The organism is Sphaerisporangium viridialbum (assembly GCF_049674955.1).
Taxonomy (GTDB): domain Bacteria; phylum Actinomycetota; class Actinomycetes; order Streptosporangiales; family Streptosporangiaceae; genus Sphaerisporangium; species Sphaerisporangium viridialbum.
The window spans coordinates 6,960,132-6,975,294 of record NZ_CP187232.1; the positions used below are offsets into that span (position 1 = coordinate 6,960,132).

Sequence of the window (15,163 nt, forward strand, 5' to 3'; positions counted from 1 at the left end):
CAGGCCGTACGCACCGTACGGCGCAGGCCGTACCTGGAAGGAGCACCAGTGCTGTCGTGGGGTATCGCGGCCACGGGCGGCATCGCCCGCACGGTCGGACAGGTGATCGCGGGAGAGCCGGGCATGCGGGTGGCGGCCGTCGGCTCCCGCGATCTCGACCGGGCGCGCGGGCTCGCCGACGAGCTGGCGGCGCCCCGCGCGTACGGCTCCTACGAGGAGCTGGCGCTCGATCCGGAGGTCGACGTCGTGTACATCGCGACGCCGCACTCCCACCACCTCCCGGTCGCCGAGCTCGCCATCGCGGCCGGGCGGGCGGTGCTGTGCGAGAAGCCCCTCGCCGCGACCGCCGCCGACGCCGAGCGCATGGTCAAGCTGGCGCGCGAGGCGGGGGTGTTCCTCATGGAGGCCATGTGGATGCGGTTCAACCCGCTGGTCAGGAGGCTGCACGGGCTCGTGCGCGACGGGAGCTTCGGCACGGTGCGGTCGGTGTCCGCGTCGTTCGGCTTCCCACAGCCCTACGACGCGGCGCACCGGCTGTGGGATCCCGCGCTCGGCGGCGGGGCCCTGCTCGACCTCGGCATCTACCCGATGGGCCTGGCCCAGCTCCTGCTCGGCGAGCCCGGCGCGATGAGCGTCACCGGCACCCTGTCCCCTTCCGAGGTGGACGCCGAGGCCGGGCTGCTGATGTCCTGGAACGACGGCGCGCGGGCGCTGCTGGACACCTCCCTGCTCAGCCCGCTGGCCAACACCGCCACGGTAACGGGCACCACCATGCGCGCCGACCTCGAAGCCCCCTTCTTCGCCCCCCGCCGCATGGTCCTGCACGGGCCGTCCGGCGAGCCGCAGGAGCACGTGATCGCCGCGGCCGACAACGGCTACGCCGGGGAGATCCGCGAGGTGCGCGACGCGCTGGCCCAGGGCCGCACCGAGAGCGCGGTCATGCCGCTGGAGGACAGCCTCGCCATGATGCGCCTGATCGAGGAGGCGCGGGGGCACGTCGCGCGCCTTCGTTGCCTGTCGCCGGTGACCGCCGGAGACTGATCAGGTGAGTCCTAGCGTCCGTGCCGAGATCCGGGTCGACGGTGTCGTCCAGGGGGTGGGTTTCCGCCCCTTCGTCCACCGGCTCGCGACGCGGCTGGGGCTGTGCGGCGTGGTCGGCAACGACGAGCACGGCGTGTTCATCGAGGTCGAGGGCGTCCCTGCCGCCGTGACCGAGTTCCTGGAGACCGTGCGCCACAGGCCACCTCCGCTCGCCGTCGTCGAGCGCGTCACCTCGCGGGAGGTGCCGGTCACGGGTGAGCCCGGGTTCGGCATCGCGCCGAGCACGGGCGCGGGGCGGGGCCGCGCCCTCATCTCGCCCGATGTCGCCACCTGCTCCGACTGCCTGCGCGAACTGGAGGATCCCGCGGACCGCAGGTACGGCTACCCGTTCATCAACTGCACCGCCTGCGGGCCGCGCTTCACGATCGTCCGCGCCTCTCCGTACGACCGGGCGGGCACGACGATGGCGGCGTTCGCGATGTGCGAGGAGTGCTCGGCCGAGTACCACGACCCCGCCAGCAGGCGGTTCCACGCCCAGCCGCTGTGCTGCGCGAGGTGCGGCCCGCGCCTGCGGCTGGTGGACGGCTCGCTGCGCGAGATCCCGGGCGACCCCGTGGCGGCGGCGGCCGGCCTGCTCAGGCAGGGAAGGCTTCTCGCGGTCAAGGGGATCGGCGGGTACCACCTGGCCGTGCGGGCCGACCGGCAGGAGGCGGTCACGGCGCTGCGGGCCAGGAAGCACCGGGAGGACCGGCCGTTCGCGCTGATGGTGCCCGACCTGGCGGCGGCCCGCCTGATCTGCGACGTCGACCCGGACGAGGAACGACTGCTCACCGGCCGCCGCCGGCCCATCGTGCTCCTGCGCCGCCGCACGAGCCACGCCGCCGCGACGGACGCGCAGGACGGCGTCCCGGCGCGCGGGATCGCGGAGGCGGTCGCGCCGGGGGCGCGGTCGCTCGGCGTGATGCTGCCCTACTCCCCCCTGCACCACCTGCTGCTTCGCCACTTCCCTGGACCGATCGTGCTGACCAGCGGAAACGTCTCCGACGAGCCGATCGCCTACCTGGACGAGACGGCGCTGCGGCGCCTTTCCGGCATCGCGGACGCCTTCCTGACGCACGACCGGCCGATCCACACGCGCACCGACGACTCGGTGGTCCGGGTGTTCCGGGGCAGGGAGCTACCGGTGCGCCGCTCGCGGGGCTACGCCCCCGCGCCGCTGCCCCTCGCGGGCGAGGTCCGCCGGCCGGTGCTCGGCTGCGGAGCCGAGCTGAAGCACACCTTCTGCCTGGCCGAGGGCCGTCGCGCGTTCGTGTCGCACCACATCGGGGACCTGGAGAACTACGAGACCCTGAGGTCGTTCGTGGACGGCGCCGGCCACTTCGAGCGGCTGTTCGGCATCAGGCCCGAGCTGGTCGCCCACGACCTGCACCCGGAGTACCTCTCGACCAAGTACGCGCTGGAGCGCGAGGGCGTCGAGCCGGTGGGCGTGCAGCACCACCACGCGCACATCGCGTCGTGCATGGCCGACAACGGCCAGGCGGGGCCGGTGATCGGCGTGGCCTTCGACGGGCTCGGATACGGCACGGACGGCACGCTGTGGGGCGGCGAGTTCCTGGTCGCCGACCTCGCGGGGTTCGAGCGCGCCGGGCATCTGGAGGCGGTGCCGATGCCCGGCGGCGCGGCGGCGGTCCGCCGGCCCTGGCGCATGGCCGCCGCCTACCTCGGGGCGAAGGCGCCCGAGACCCTGGGCGTACGGCGGCGAAACGCCGGCCAGTGGGACGCCGTCGCCGCCATGGCCGAGCGGGGCGTGAACGCGCCACCGACCTCCAGCGCGGGCCGCCTGTTCGACGCCGTCGCCGCCCTGGTGACCGGCCGCGACACGGTCACCTACGAGGGGCAGGCGGCCATCGAGCTGGAGCAGCTCGCCGAGCCGGGCGAGCGGGGGGCGTACCCCTGCCGCATCCTCGGCGACGGCGGCACGCGCCCGTTCACGGTGGCGGGGCTCGACCTCGTCGAGGCGGTCCTCGCGGACGCGGGGGCCGGTCCGGCGGTGGTCTCCGCGCGCTTCCACAACGGGGTCGCCCGGCTCATCGCGGAAGGCTGCCTGCGGGTGCGAGAGCGCACCGGCCTGTCCACGGTGGCGCTGTCGGGAGGGGTGTTCCAGAACCTCCTCCTCCTGGAGCGGGCGACCGGCCTGCTGGAGAAGGGGGGGTTCACGGTGCTGCTGCACTCCCGGGTGCCGCCCAACGACGGGGGCATCAGCCTCGGGCAGGTGGCGGTGGCGGCTGCCAGGCAGGCGGCCCAGGCGGGCTGACCACCACCCGGTCACTCCTTCTCGGCGACGACCCGTATGCGGACCCGCACCTCGGGGTGCACCCTGAGCATCAGCATCTTCGGCGGGCGCAGGCCGAAGTCGCGGATGTCGAAGGTCTGCTCGCCCTCGATCACCAGCGTGCGATCGTCCGGCGCGGACACCTCGATCTCACCCTCGACCTGGCGGGTCACCCCGTGGAAGGTCAGGTCGCCCCGCACCCGGTAGCGCCCCGGCGTGCCCAGCTCCTCCACGCGGGTCGCCTCACCGACGATCTCCGGGTACGCGCGGACGTCCACGCGCCGTCGCAGCTCGCCGTCGTAGAGGGGATTGCCCGACTCCAGCCGCTCGACGGGAAGCTCGACGCGCAGGCGCGGCGGGGTGGCGAGATCGAAGCGGCCCCCGGTGACGTCCCCCTCGACGTAGCCGGTCAGGCCGCCGGCCTCCCCGTGGATCGGGTGCAGGCTGCTGCTCGCCTCGACGCCGAGGCTCGATCGCGTGCCGGAGACGCGGAACCGCTCGCTCACCCCTCCATCATCGCTCGCGGGCCGGTCCTGGGAGGAGGCGGGCTTCCTCACCGTTGCCGGCCCTAGGAGGAGGTGGGCTCCCTCACCGTTGCCGGCCCTAGGAGGAGGAGGACTTCCTCGCCGCGCGGGCCATCTCGACCTTGGCGCTGGCGGCGTACTTGTCGACGTACTCCTGGCCGGACAGCTCCATGAGCGCGTACATGATCTCGTCGGTGACGGCGCGGAGCACCAGGCGGTCCTCCTCCATGCCGTAGTAGCGGGAGAAGTCGAGCGGCTTGCCGTACTTCACGCCGGGGCGGATGCCGAGCTTGGGGAGCCTGCGGCCCGGAGGCATCATCTCGAAGGTGTTCATCATCGCCCAGGGGATGACCGGCACCCGGGACTCCAGCGCCAGGCGCGCCACGCCTGTCTTGCCCTTGTAGAGGCGCCCGTCGGGCGAGCGGGTGCCCTCGGGGTAGATGCCGAGCACATCGCCCTCACGCAGGATGCGCAGGCCGGTGCGCAGCGCCGCCTCGCTGGCCTTGCCGCCGGAGCGGTCGATGGGCACGGTGCCGACGCCGGTGAAGAACGCCCGGCTGAGCAGGCCCTTGACGCCGCGCCCGGTGAAGTACTCGGCCTTGCCGAGCGAGATGACCTTGCGCGGCAGCGGCAGCGCGCCGAAGAAGTGGTCGGCGAACGACAGGTGGTTGCCCGCGAGGATCGCCGGGCCCTCCTTCGGGACGTGCTCGGTGCCCTCCGCCCAGGGGCGGAACACCAGATGGAGGAACGGCGAGAGAATGGCCTTCACCACCCAGTAGAACACTCGGGGCACCTCTTCTCTGGCTTCTCTCGGGGTTCACACCGCTGTAACCGGCGTGGCGTCATCTTCGCATGCCGGGCGCATCTCACCTACACCTCGGCATCTACCGACACCATCCACCAACACCGTCCGGCAACGCTCGCCATCGACACCGTCCGCCGACCGCGACACCGGGCCTGCGGATCTCGCGAGACGCCCTCGAACGTGCGACGATCGGGCGAGCCCCACCAGGAGAGGAACCCAACATGCCGCTCATGCCCGGCTCCGAGCCGTATCAGCACGAAGGTGGCCAGGTCGGGGTCCTGCTCTGCCACGGTTTCACCGGGACGCCGCAGTCGCTGCGTCCCTGGGGGCGGTATCTCGCGGCGGCGGGCCTGACGGTTTCGCTGCCCCGCCTGCCCGGCCACGGCACCACCTGGCAGGAGATGAACCGCACCCGCTGGGAGGACTGGTTCGCCGAGCTGGAGCGGGCCTTCGAGAGCCTGCGGAGCAGGTGCGCGGAGGTCTTCGTCATGGGCCTGTCCCTCGGGGGTTGCATGGCGCTGCGGCTGGCGGAGGTGCACGGCGCGTCGGTGCGGGGCCTGGTGGTCGTGAACCCGTCCATCGTGAACGACGCCCCGCTGCTGAGGCTCGCCCCCGTGCTGAAGTTCGTGCTCCCGTCGGTCGCCGGCGTCGCGAACGACATCAAGCGCGAGGGGGTCACCGAGCTCGGCTACACGCGCACCCCGGTGCGGGCGGCGGCCACGCTCCCGAAGCTCTGGTCGCTGGTGCGGTCGGAGCTCGGCCGCGTCACCCAGCCCGTGCTCGTCTACCACAGCCCCGAGGACCACGTCGTGAAACCGGCGAGCGTCGAGCTGCTGCGCCAGGCGCTCGGCGACAACCTCACGGTGCGCGAGTGCGCGAACAGCTACCACGTGGCGACGCTCGACAACGATGCTCCGCAGATTTTCGAGGGCAGCCTCGACTTCATCAGGGCCCACGCGTCGGTACCCTTGCAGAGAGACCGATCCCACAGCGGAGAAGACTGATCCGACCTCATCATGAGCAGAGGAACGAATCGAAGTGACCGGTGACGCCACAGAGTGATGAGGACGAGGTCTGGCGTCAGATCGTCGCCTCCTTCAACGACACCGCCGAGGCGACCTCGGCCGGCCAGCCATGGCCGGACCGCGAGAACGTCCCGGTCGAAGACGCCCCCCAGCAGGTGAAGGCGGAGATCCCCACAGAGACGAGCGCGGACCTCCGCGAGGAGGAACCCGCCGCGCCGGCCCCCGACGACGACGGCGACCACTACGTCCCGCCTCCCCCGCCGCCGCTCCCCAAGATGGACGCCGGCACCAAGATCGCCTGGTTCGCGCTGTTCGGCGGCCCCGCGTACCTGCTGCTCGCCGCGCTCCTGTCCTGGCCGATGGACGGGTGGATCGTGTTCGCCGCCATCGCCGCCTTCATCGGCGGCTTCGTGGCGCTGATCGTGCGGATGGGCGACGGCCCGCCCCCCGACTCGGGCTGGGACGACGGCGCGATCATCTGACCGCTCGCGGGGGTGCCGGCCACAACCGGCGAGACCTCCGTGTCGGATTGTCGGATGATCTCGCGCCAAACGGGTTCCGTTTCGCGGGCGTCAGTGCTATCACTTGCCTCTAGGTGGCTTGGGGAGCCCACGGAGGACGGTTGGAATTTCTTCTGCTCGGTCCGGTGGAAGCCTGGCATCGCGGGGAGCGGCTCTCGCTGGGCGGCCCGAAGCCGCGTGCCCTCATGGCGGCACTGCTCCTCAGCGCGGGCAGGGTCGTCTCCGGTGAGCGCCTCGTCGACGCCCTGTGGGGAGACCGGCCGCCGAGCAGCGCCAACGCGCTGATCCAGACCTACGTGTACGGGCTGCGCCGCGCGCTGGTGCAAGCCGGGCAGGACCACCTGCTGGAGACCAGGCCGCCGGGTTACCTGATCAGGCCCGAGCACGGGCAGCTCGACCTGCGGACCTTCGAGGACAGGGTGGCGGAGGGCCGCCGCCACGCCGCCGAGGACCGTCACGACGCCGCCGCCGACGAGCTGCGCGCCGCGCTGGCCCTGTGGCGGGGGTCGGCCCTCGGCGGCATCGGGGATGCGCTGCGCGGGGAGGCCGGGCGGCTGGAGCAGACCCGCCTTTCGGTCCTTGAGGAGCGGATCGGCGCGGAGCTCGCCATGCACAGGGAGGCCGAGCTGGTCGGCGAGCTGACCGAGCTGGTCTGGGCGTACCCCACCCGCGAGCGGCTGCGCGGCCGGCTGATGACGGCGCTGTACCGGCTGGGCCGCCAGGCGGACGCGCTGGCCGTCTACCACGAGGGCCGCCGCGCCCTGGCGGACGAGCTGGGCGTGGACCCCGGCGCCGAGCTGCGGCACCTGTTCGAGGCCATGCTGCGGGGGGACCCCTCGCCGGCCCGGCCCGGCGTACAGCGAAGCGCCGCCCCAGTCGACCCGGTCACCCCGTCGCCGCCGCCCGAGGCTCCCGCCACGAGCCCCGCCGGCACGGGCGGCTCCCCCGCGCGGCCTGCCGTCCAGGAGGAGCCGCGCCAGGCGGGCGTGCCCGGGCACCTGCCGCGCGGCGTCGCCGACTTCACCGGGCGGGCCACGCAGATCGCCGAGCTGACCGCGTGCCTGAACGCCCCGAGCGACACGGTCACGGTGGCGGTGATCTCCGGCAAGGGCGGCGTCGGCAAGTCGGCGCTCGCGGTCAAGGTCGCCCACGAGGTGACCGACGCGTACCCGGACGGGCAGCTGTACGCCGACCTGCGCGGCGGCAGCGACTCCCCCGCCCCTCCCCTTGAGGTGCTCGGGCGGTTCCTGCGCGCCCTAGGCGTCCCGCCCTCCGGGATACCCGGCACCCTGGAGGAGTGCGGCGACGCCTACCGCAGCATGCTCGCGGGCCGGCGCGTGCTGGTCGTCCTCGACGACGCGGGCACCGAGCGGCAGGTCCGCCCCCTGCTGCCGGGCAGCCCCACCTGCGCGGTGATCGTCACCGCCCGCAAGCGGCTGGTCGGGCTGGCGGGCACGAGCCTCACCGACCTCGACGTCCTGCGGGCGGACGCGGCCGTGGAGCTGCTGTCCCGCATCGTCGGCCACGCGCGGGTCGACGCCGAGCGCGAGGCCGCGCAGCGCATCGCCCTGCTCTGCGGCCACCTGCCCCTGGCGCTTCGCACGGCGGGCGCGCGGCTGGCCGCCCGGCCGCACTGGTCCCTCCAGACCCTGGCCACCCGGCTGGCCGACGAGCGCCGCAGGCTGGACGAGCTCACCGCGGGCGACCTGGAGGTACGGGCCAGCGTCGCGCTGAGCTACCGGGGGCTCGACGCCCAGGCCAAGAAGGCGTTCCGGGCGCTCGGACTGCTCGGCGTGCCGGACTTCGCCTCATGGGTGGTCGCGGCGCTGCTCGGCGTGCCCGAGCAGGTGGGCGAGGAGGTGACGGAGCGGCTGATGGACGCCCAGCTCGTTGACTTCGTCACCGTCGACACCGCCCAGCAGGAGAGGTACCGGCTGCACGACCTGTTGCGCGTGTACGCGGCCGAGCGGGCGGAGGCCGAGGACCCCGAGGAGGAGCGCGCCGCCGCCATGACACGCGCCCTGGGCGGCTGGCTGTGGCTGATCACGCGCACGGCCTCCAGGAGCCCTTCGGGAGCCCTGCCCGTGCGCAGGCGGTACACCAAGGCTCTGCCCTTGGGCGCGGAGGCCTCCGAGCGCGTCACCGCCGGCATGTCGGCGTGGTTCAACGCCGAGGCCCCGGCCCTGGTCGTCGCCGTCGAGCGGGCCGCCGCGATGGACCTGCACGAGGTGGCCTGCGAGGTGAGCGCGGCGCTGTGCTCGTCCTCGTTCTCGGTGGACGCGAGGTTCGACGAGTGGCGGCGCACGCACGAGGCGGCGCTGGCGGCCGTGCGCAGGGCCGGTGACGTGCTGGGCGAGGCGACCCTGCTGGTGGGGCTCGGCCAGCTCCGCAACAGGCAGGACCGCTACCCCGAGGCTCGGGGGTTCTTCCACGAGTCGCTCCCCCTGTTCAGGAAGGGCGGGGACGCCCACGGGGAGGCGGTCGCCCTCGCGGGCATCGGCACCGCCTGCCGCGAGGAGGGCGACATGGAGCAGGCGCTGCCCCACCTGGAGCTGGCGGGGGCCGCCTTCGAGGAGCTCGGCGACGACTCGGGCACCGGCTACGCCAAGAGGCTGGCCGGGTCGGTGTTCCTCGAACGCGGCGACTACGCCGCCGCGTCGGCGCTGCTCGACGACGCGCTCGCCGCGTTCAGGAGGCTCGGCAGCAAGCGCGGGGAGGCCCTCACCCTTCGCTCCACCGCGCTGGTGCATCGCGCGTCGGGCGACCTGCGCCTGGCCGAGACGCTGAGCGCGCGGGCGGTCGAGCTGCTGCGCGAGACCGACGACGTGCTGATGGAGGCCTACGCGGTCCAGTCGCTGGCCAAGACGCGCATCCGGCTGGGCGAGCACGACGCCGTCCTGCCCGGCCTGCTGGACGCTCTAGCCGTCTGCACCGGCCAGGCCGACCGGTTCGGGGAGGCGCTGATCCTGCGCACGATCGGCGAGCTGCACCTGGCGCGGGGCGACCTCGCCGAGGCCGAGGAGCGGCTCACCCGTTCGATCGCCGTGTGGGACGACCTCGGGCTGCCGCTCTTCCGTGCCCGCTCGCTGCGTGACCTGGCGAGCGTACGGGAGGCGCGCGGCGACGCGGCGGGGGCGCGGGCGCTTCGCGAGGAGGCCCTCGGGGTCTTCGCCGCCTTCGGCACCCGGGAGTACACGGAACTTCTCTCCGCTCTTTAGCGCGTTTTTGGAGAGAACTTCTAGAGGGGCGGCCGAACCTGGCGGCGAGGGCCGACAGCGTGAGGCCCGCCCGCCTCGACAGGCCCGCCGAACACGCGGCCGTCGCGGGGGGCCAGATGCCGCAGGCGGTCGCTCCGCCTGGCACAGTGCTCAGGAGAGAGCGTGTCACAGATCATTCTCATGTCCGATCCCCGGGTGGCCGCCGTGCCGGTCGCGGAGTCGGGCGAGCCCCTGGTGGACCTGCGGGCGAACACCGAGATCCTCCTCGACGGGCGCCTCGCCGACCCGGAGGGCGCGTTCGCCCACCTCCGCGAGGGGCTGGCCCAGCGGCTCCTGCGGGCGCAGAAGCTGCTGCCGGACGGGCTGCGCTTCCTCGTGGTGGAGGGGTACCGGCCATACTCGCTGCAGGAGCGGTACTTCACCGGGTACGCGGGCAGGCTTCGCGAGGCCAACCCGGAATGGCCGGAAGATCATCTCTACGTGCAGACCAGCCGCTCGCTGTCCCCTCCCCACATCGCTCCGCACGTCTGCGGCGCGGCCGTGGACCTCACGCTGTGCACGGAGGCGGGGGAGGAACTGCCGATGGGCACCGAGGTCAACGCCAGCCCCGAGGAGAGCGACGACGCCTGCTACACGGCGGCGGCCAACATCTCGGTGGAGGCCAGGGCCAACCGGGAGATCCTCTCCAAGGTCCTCGAGGAGGCCGGGCTGACCAATTACCCGACCGAATGGTGGCACTGGTCCTACGGTGACAGATATTGGGCGCTCGCCACCGGCTCTGGGGCCGCCCGCTATTCCCATGTGAACTGGCCACCCGCCGGCCGGTGAGAACCTGAACCGGTAACGAAGAGAAACGATCCCGGGAAGACCCCTGAAACACAGGGTTTCCTTCCCGGGATTTCTTCGTGCCCGGGGCCGGCCCGCCATATCGCGGCGGGCCGGCCGATGAGCGTCGTGACCTTTCACCACATGCCTTGAGGGGGGCGGACGTTCGTCCGCCCCCCTCAAGGGTCACACTCGGTTCGTTCTCCGGAGGGCGTCCGACGGTCACCGCCCTACCGGCCGTATCTTCGGTGACTAGCGGGCGAGGCCCTGGGTGTCGATGCCGTCGCCGTTCCAGTCGCCGATGACGGGCAGGTCCCCGGTGGTGTTGCCGTAACCGATCGACCTGGTGTTCTCGATGGCGCCGGTCACCGCACCGGTGCGCATGTAATAGGTCGCACCCATCTTCACCCCGATGTTGTCCTTCCCATCACCGTCCCAGTCACCCACCAGCGGAATGGCGTTGGGGTTGCCGTAAGCGATCACGTACTGCGCCACACCGTTGGCCGGGTTGTCACTGAGCAGGAAATTCCCGTTGGCGGGGTTGTAGGCGCTGATGGTGTCCTTGCCGTCACCGTTCCAGTCACCCACCACCGGAAGCCAGGGAGCGTCACCAAAGGCCACCGACACGGTGTTCTCGACCGCGCCGCTCACCGGACCGGTGCGCATGTAATAGGTGAAACCCATCTTCACCCCGATGTTGTCCTTGCCATCACCGTCCCAGTCGCCCACCAGCGGCTGCGCCCCAGGGTCCCCATAGCGGATCACACGCTCGGCGTTCCCGGTGACCGGGTTGTCACTGATATAGAAAGTACTGGTCGTCGGGTCATAGGTACTGACCGTGTCCACCCCGTCCCCGTTCCAGTCACCCACGATCGGGATCTGCGGGCTGTTGCCGTAATAGATCACCGGACGCGTCGCGACACTCGAACCCTGACTGTCCGACAGGTAATACTCCAGCACCCCCAGATCGCCGCCGTCCTGGACGACCTTGTCGTAGCGGTAGGCGGTGTAGACGTAACCGGGGTGACCGCCGACGGTCCCGCTGAAGGTCCTGCCGGTCTCGTGCGTGGGCGGCGAGGTCCCGTCGGCGCCCCCGCCGAAGGAGAAGGCCGAGAAGTGGACGTGGTCCGGTTCCCAGTGGTCGAACAGGACGGCGTGGTGGCCGTTGCCGTTGTTGACGTTGAGCAGGTCACCCGGGCGCAGGTCGGTCGAGCTGGAGGGGGAGGAGGAGATCACGTTGGGCGCGCGGCCCGGCAGGGTCGCGGTGGTCAGGCTGGTGCCGAGGTGCCACGCCATGGAGACTGCACCCGAGCAGTCGGGGCGGTAGTTGCGGCCCGAGACATCGGGAGCGCTCGTGTTGCCGCTGGCGTCGTACTTGATGTAGGGCCGCCGGTTGACCCAGTCCCACGCGCGGGCGATCACTTCGGACGCGGTGATGGTGCCGTCGACACTGGACGCCGCGCTCGCCTGCGGGGCCTGGACCACGGCGACGCCGGCGAACGCGGCGCCGACCATCGCGGAGGTGGCGACGAGACGGGTGAGGCGGCTGCGGAGCCGAGCTGAGATGCTCATTGGATCCCTTCCAAACTATTTACGGTCGTTTCTGCGTTTTCGAGCACATTCATAGAGTCGGGCGGCGCTCTACAAATTCGCTTTAAGTTCGCTCCAGAAACGATCGCTTCAGAACGACGATTCGGCCCTGCGTTATCGGGCCGGCGAAACGCGCAGGCGGGCGAGAAAGGGGGGCGCGGCCGATCGCCCGCGGACGGAAACGCGAGAAGGGGGCGGACATGGAGTCCGCCCCCTTCGGGGGATGCGCGCCGCTGAAGTGGGGTCTAGCGGGCGAGGCCCTGGGTGTCGATGCCGTCACCGTTCCAGTCGCCGATGACGGGCAGGTCCCCGGTGGTGTTGCCGTAACCGATCGACCTGGTGTTCTCGATGGCGCCGGTCACCGCACCGGTGCGCATGTAATAGGTCGCACCCATCTTCACCCCGATGTTGTCCTTCCCATCACCGTCCCAGTCACCCACCAGCGGAATGGCGTTGGGGTTGCCGTAAGCGATCACGTACTGCGCCACACCGTTGGCCGGGTTGTCACTGAGCAGGAAATTCCCGTTGGCGGGGTTGTAGGCGCTGATGGTGTCCTTGCCGTCACCGTTCCAGTCACCCACCACCGGAAGCCAGGGAGCGTCACCAAAGGCCACCGACACGGTGTTCTCGACCGCGCCGCTCACCGGACCGGTGCGCATGTAATAGGTGAAACCCATCTTCACCCCGATGTTGTCCTTGCCATCACCGTCCCAGTCGCCCACCAGCGGCTGCGCCCCAGGGTCCCCATAGCGGATCACACGCTCGGCGTTCCCGGTGACCGGGTTGTCACTGATATAGAAAGTACTGGTCGTCGGGTCATAGGTACTGACCGTGTCCACCCCGTCCCCGTTCCAGTCACCCACGATCGGGATCTGCGGGCTGTTGCCGTAATAGATCACCGGACGCGTCGCGACACTCGAACCCTGACTGTCCGACAGGTAATACTCCAGCACCCCCAGACCGCCGCCGCCCGCGAAGGCCGCGAGGTCGCTCAGCGTGCCGTTGAAGACCGTGGGCGAGCCGGGGAGGCTGCTGGAGGACCCGGCGTACTGCCAGGCGGTGAACCGCGACCACCCCGCGGGCAACGCGCCCGGAGAGCCGCTGTAGTTGGAGGTCTCGAGGGCGTTGGCCGAGAACGACCCGTTGCCGCCCGTGCATTGGTTCCACCAGTTGGGGTTTGTGTATATCGCCGCGTCCCTGCCGGTGCGTGACTTCACCTCGTTCACGAAGTCGCGGATCCAGGTCACCATCTGGCTGCTGGACAGCCCGTAGCACGGATATATCGGAGCGGCCGTGGTCCACCAGGGCCACTCGATGTCGAGTTGCAGGGGAAGGGTCTTGCCGTCGTTGACGTACTGAGCGTGGTCCACCAGGTAGTCGGCCTGCGCCTTTCCCGTGCCCACGCCCTTGTCGGGACGGCCGAACGCGTACGCCCCGATGTACACGCCGTTGTTCTTGGCGCCGTGGTAGTTCGCGTTGAACTGCGGGTCGACGAAGTCGAGGCCCTCGGTGGCTTTCGCCCAGCCGAACTTCACGCCCTTGGCCGCGACGTCACCCCAGTTGATCGTGCCGTCGTGGTTGGAGACGTCGGTGCCGGCCACGGAGTAGCCCGCCGGAGCCGCGCTCGCCGGCACGGCGCCGGCGACGATCATGGCGCCGAGGGCGGCGATCGCGGTCACCACGCGCACGAGCGTCCTGCGTGCTCGCGTGACCGGGGATCGGCCTGAGGCGGCCAGGGCTCCAGGCTCGCCGACGAGGTGGGACGGCTGGTTCTCGCGGGGGTCCATAAGGGGGGTGCCTCTCTGTACGTGCTCCTCGTGGCCGGAGACGGTTCGTCCCGGCTGAGGACACGCTCACCCCGCGTGCTTCAACTTCACTCCTATTTCGCTACAACCGCGCCGCACCGGCATGGAGCCGCCGCGGCGAGGGCGGGCCGGCCTCAACGCTCCGACGGAGCGCCTTCGGTCTTGACCTTCGTTGCCGCGCTCTTGGAGGTGTCCGGCTGGAAGCGCTCGACCACGTCGGTGTAGTGGTCGGAGGCGTCCACCACGTGGCCGACGGCCATCGTCAGGTCGCCGACGTGGGTGACGGCCTGCAGGCGCATGGTGCGCGGCTTGGCCGAGGTCTGCCCCCGGACGACCCGCCACCCGGACGCGCCGCCGCGAAGCAGGTACGCCGCGCTCGCGTGGTCGGGGTCGAACCCCGACACCCAGAAGTGGCCCTTGCCGTCCCCGGTGACGCCGTACAGCTCCGCGTAGCGGCCGGGCACCGAGGCCCGGCTCCAGCTCTTGCCGTTCCAGGTCAGGATCAGCGGCGCGATCTTCCCTCCGTCGTGGTAGACGCCGCCCACGGCGACGGCCTTCTTCGGCCCGTCGATGTAGACGTCGCGCAGGAACCCTCCCTGGACGGACGGCGCCGCCATCGGCTTCCAGGTGTTCCCGGACAGCCGCATGATCAGGGGGCCCGCCTCGCCGTCCCCGACCGCGAGCCCGTCGCCCTTGCGCGTCAGCGCGACACCGTACAAAGTGCCCTTGACCTTGCCGTCGACGACCGTCCAGCCCTTGGCCGTGGACGTCGCGACGAGCGCGAAGCGCTCCTCACGGGCTCCGCGGGCGCCGCTGCGCGTCTTCTTCGTGCGGCTGCCCACCGCGACCATGCGGCCGGGAACGGCCGCGACGCCGCCGAGCGAGTCACCCGAGCCGAGCTGCGGCACGCTGACCCGGTCGAACGCCGAGCCGTCGCCGCGCACGACGTACGGCAGGCCGTCGTGGCCGTCGCCGACCGCCCAGATCTCCCCGGGGGAGGCCGCCGCGACCGACCGCAGGTGCCCGGCGCTGGAGGCGTCGTTGCGTATGCCCATCCCGGTCCAGGTGCCGCCGTCCCAGTGGGTGATCACGCTGCGGTTCTGCCAGGCCTCCCAGACGTCCTCCTGGCCGACGGCCCAGATGTTCGTCTTGGACAGGCCCACCACGTCGGACAGGGACCCGTCGGTCTGCAGCCGCGCCGTCGCCGACTCCTGGAGCAGGCCCGCCGGGCCGCGCTCGGCGGCACGGGGACGTGGCGGGTCGGCATGGGCGTGCGCTGCGGAGGTGGCGTGGATGAGGGCACTGGTCAGCACGGCGGTCAGCATCACGCACATCGGCAACGCACGCCGCGACAAGCGGCGGGACATGTCCAAATCGTACGTGTCCTGCCATCACGCGCGTGGCAGGTACCCGAGTGTTGACCAAACGGTCACCTGAACCCTGCGCGGCCGTCGCCCTGGGCCGGACCGAGGGAGGC

At 71.5% G+C, this 15,163-nt stretch carries 11 protein-coding genes; 6 read left to right on the top strand and 5 right to left on the bottom strand.

Annotated elements, in window-relative coordinates; genetic code table 11:
• Window positions 1–48 precede the first annotated feature (48 nt).
• Both ACOZ38_RS31515 and hypF read left to right on the top strand, forming a co-directional pair.
• A complete protein-coding gene (locus ACOZ38_RS31515; RefSeq protein WP_424534723.1) occupies window positions 49–1,041 on the top strand; it encodes a Gfo/Idh/MocA family protein in 993 nt (330 codons plus the stop codon).
• Window positions 1,042–1,045: 4 nt separating this feature from the next.
• Window positions 1,046–3,355: a carbamoyltransferase HypF gene (hypF, locus tag ACOZ38_RS31520; RefSeq protein WP_424534724.1), complete on the top strand. Its 2,310-nt coding sequence runs from the start codon at window positions 1,046–1,048 to the stop codon at window positions 3,353–3,355.
• A gap of 11 nt (window positions 3,356–3,366) precedes the next feature.
• On the opposite strand, the gene ACOZ38_RS31525 is transcribed toward hypF, so the two are convergent.
• Both ACOZ38_RS31525 and ACOZ38_RS31530 read right to left on the bottom strand, forming a co-directional pair.
• Window positions 3,367–3,879 carry a YceI family protein gene (locus ACOZ38_RS31525; protein ID WP_424534725.1) on the bottom strand — a complete coding sequence of 171 codons (513 nt, stop codon included), beginning with the start codon at window positions 3,877–3,879 and terminating at the stop codon, window positions 3,367–3,369.
• A gap of 97 nt (window positions 3,880–3,976) precedes the next feature.
• Window positions 3,977–4,681 (bottom strand): lysophospholipid acyltransferase family protein, encoded by a 705-nt coding sequence (locus ACOZ38_RS31530; RefSeq protein WP_424534726.1) that lies wholly within the window; start codon window positions 4,679–4,681, stop codon window positions 3,977–3,979.
• Between the two features lie 242 nt (window positions 4,682–4,923).
• On the opposite strand from ACOZ38_RS31530, the gene ACOZ38_RS31535 reads away from it, so the two are divergent.
• The 4 genes from ACOZ38_RS31535 (at window position 4,924) to ACOZ38_RS31550 (ending at window position 10,294) form a co-directional block, all read left to right on the top strand.
• The gene (locus ACOZ38_RS31535) at window positions 4,924–5,706 is read left to right on the top strand and encodes an alpha/beta hydrolase (RefSeq protein WP_424534727.1); all 783 of its coding nucleotides are present in this window, start codon (window positions 4,924–4,926) and stop codon (window positions 5,704–5,706) included.
• Window positions 5,707–5,747: 41 nt separating this feature from the next.
• Window positions 5,748–6,209, top strand: a complete 462-nt coding sequence (locus ACOZ38_RS31540; RefSeq protein ID WP_424534728.1) for a hypothetical protein — start codon at window positions 5,748–5,750, stop codon at window positions 6,207–6,209.
• 140 nt (window positions 6,210–6,349) lie between these two features.
• On the top strand, window positions 6,350–9,466 hold the full coding sequence (locus tag ACOZ38_RS31545; RefSeq protein WP_424534729.1) for an AfsR/SARP family transcriptional regulator: 3,117 nt from the start codon (window positions 6,350–6,352) through the stop codon (window positions 9,464–9,466).
• A 162-nt stretch (window positions 9,467–9,628) separates the two neighbouring features.
• Complete coding sequence (locus ACOZ38_RS31550) at window positions 9,629–10,294, top strand: M15 family metallopeptidase (RefSeq protein ID WP_424534730.1); 666 nt, start codon at window positions 9,629–9,631, stop codon at window positions 10,292–10,294.
• A 249-nt stretch (window positions 10,295–10,543) separates the two neighbouring features.
• Here the strand turns inward: ACOZ38_RS31550 and ACOZ38_RS31555 are convergent, their stop codons facing one another.
• The 3 genes from ACOZ38_RS31555 to ACOZ38_RS31565 form a co-directional block, all read right to left on the bottom strand.
• Entirely contained in the window at window positions 10,544–11,863 is a 1,320-nt protein-coding gene (locus ACOZ38_RS31555; RefSeq protein ID WP_424534731.1) for a hypothetical protein, read from the bottom strand.
• 263 nt (window positions 11,864–12,126) lie between these two features.
• Window positions 12,127–13,668: a GH25 family lysozyme gene (locus tag ACOZ38_RS31560; protein ID WP_424534732.1), complete on the bottom strand. Its 1,542-nt coding sequence runs from the start codon at window positions 13,666–13,668 to the stop codon at window positions 12,127–12,129.
• A gap of 152 nt (window positions 13,669–13,820) precedes the next feature.
• Window positions 13,821–15,053 carry a hypothetical protein gene (locus ACOZ38_RS31565; RefSeq protein ID WP_424534733.1) on the bottom strand — a complete coding sequence of 411 codons (1,233 nt, stop codon included), beginning with the start codon at window positions 15,051–15,053 and terminating at the stop codon, window positions 13,821–13,823.
• Window positions 15,054–15,163: the final 110 nt, after the last annotated feature.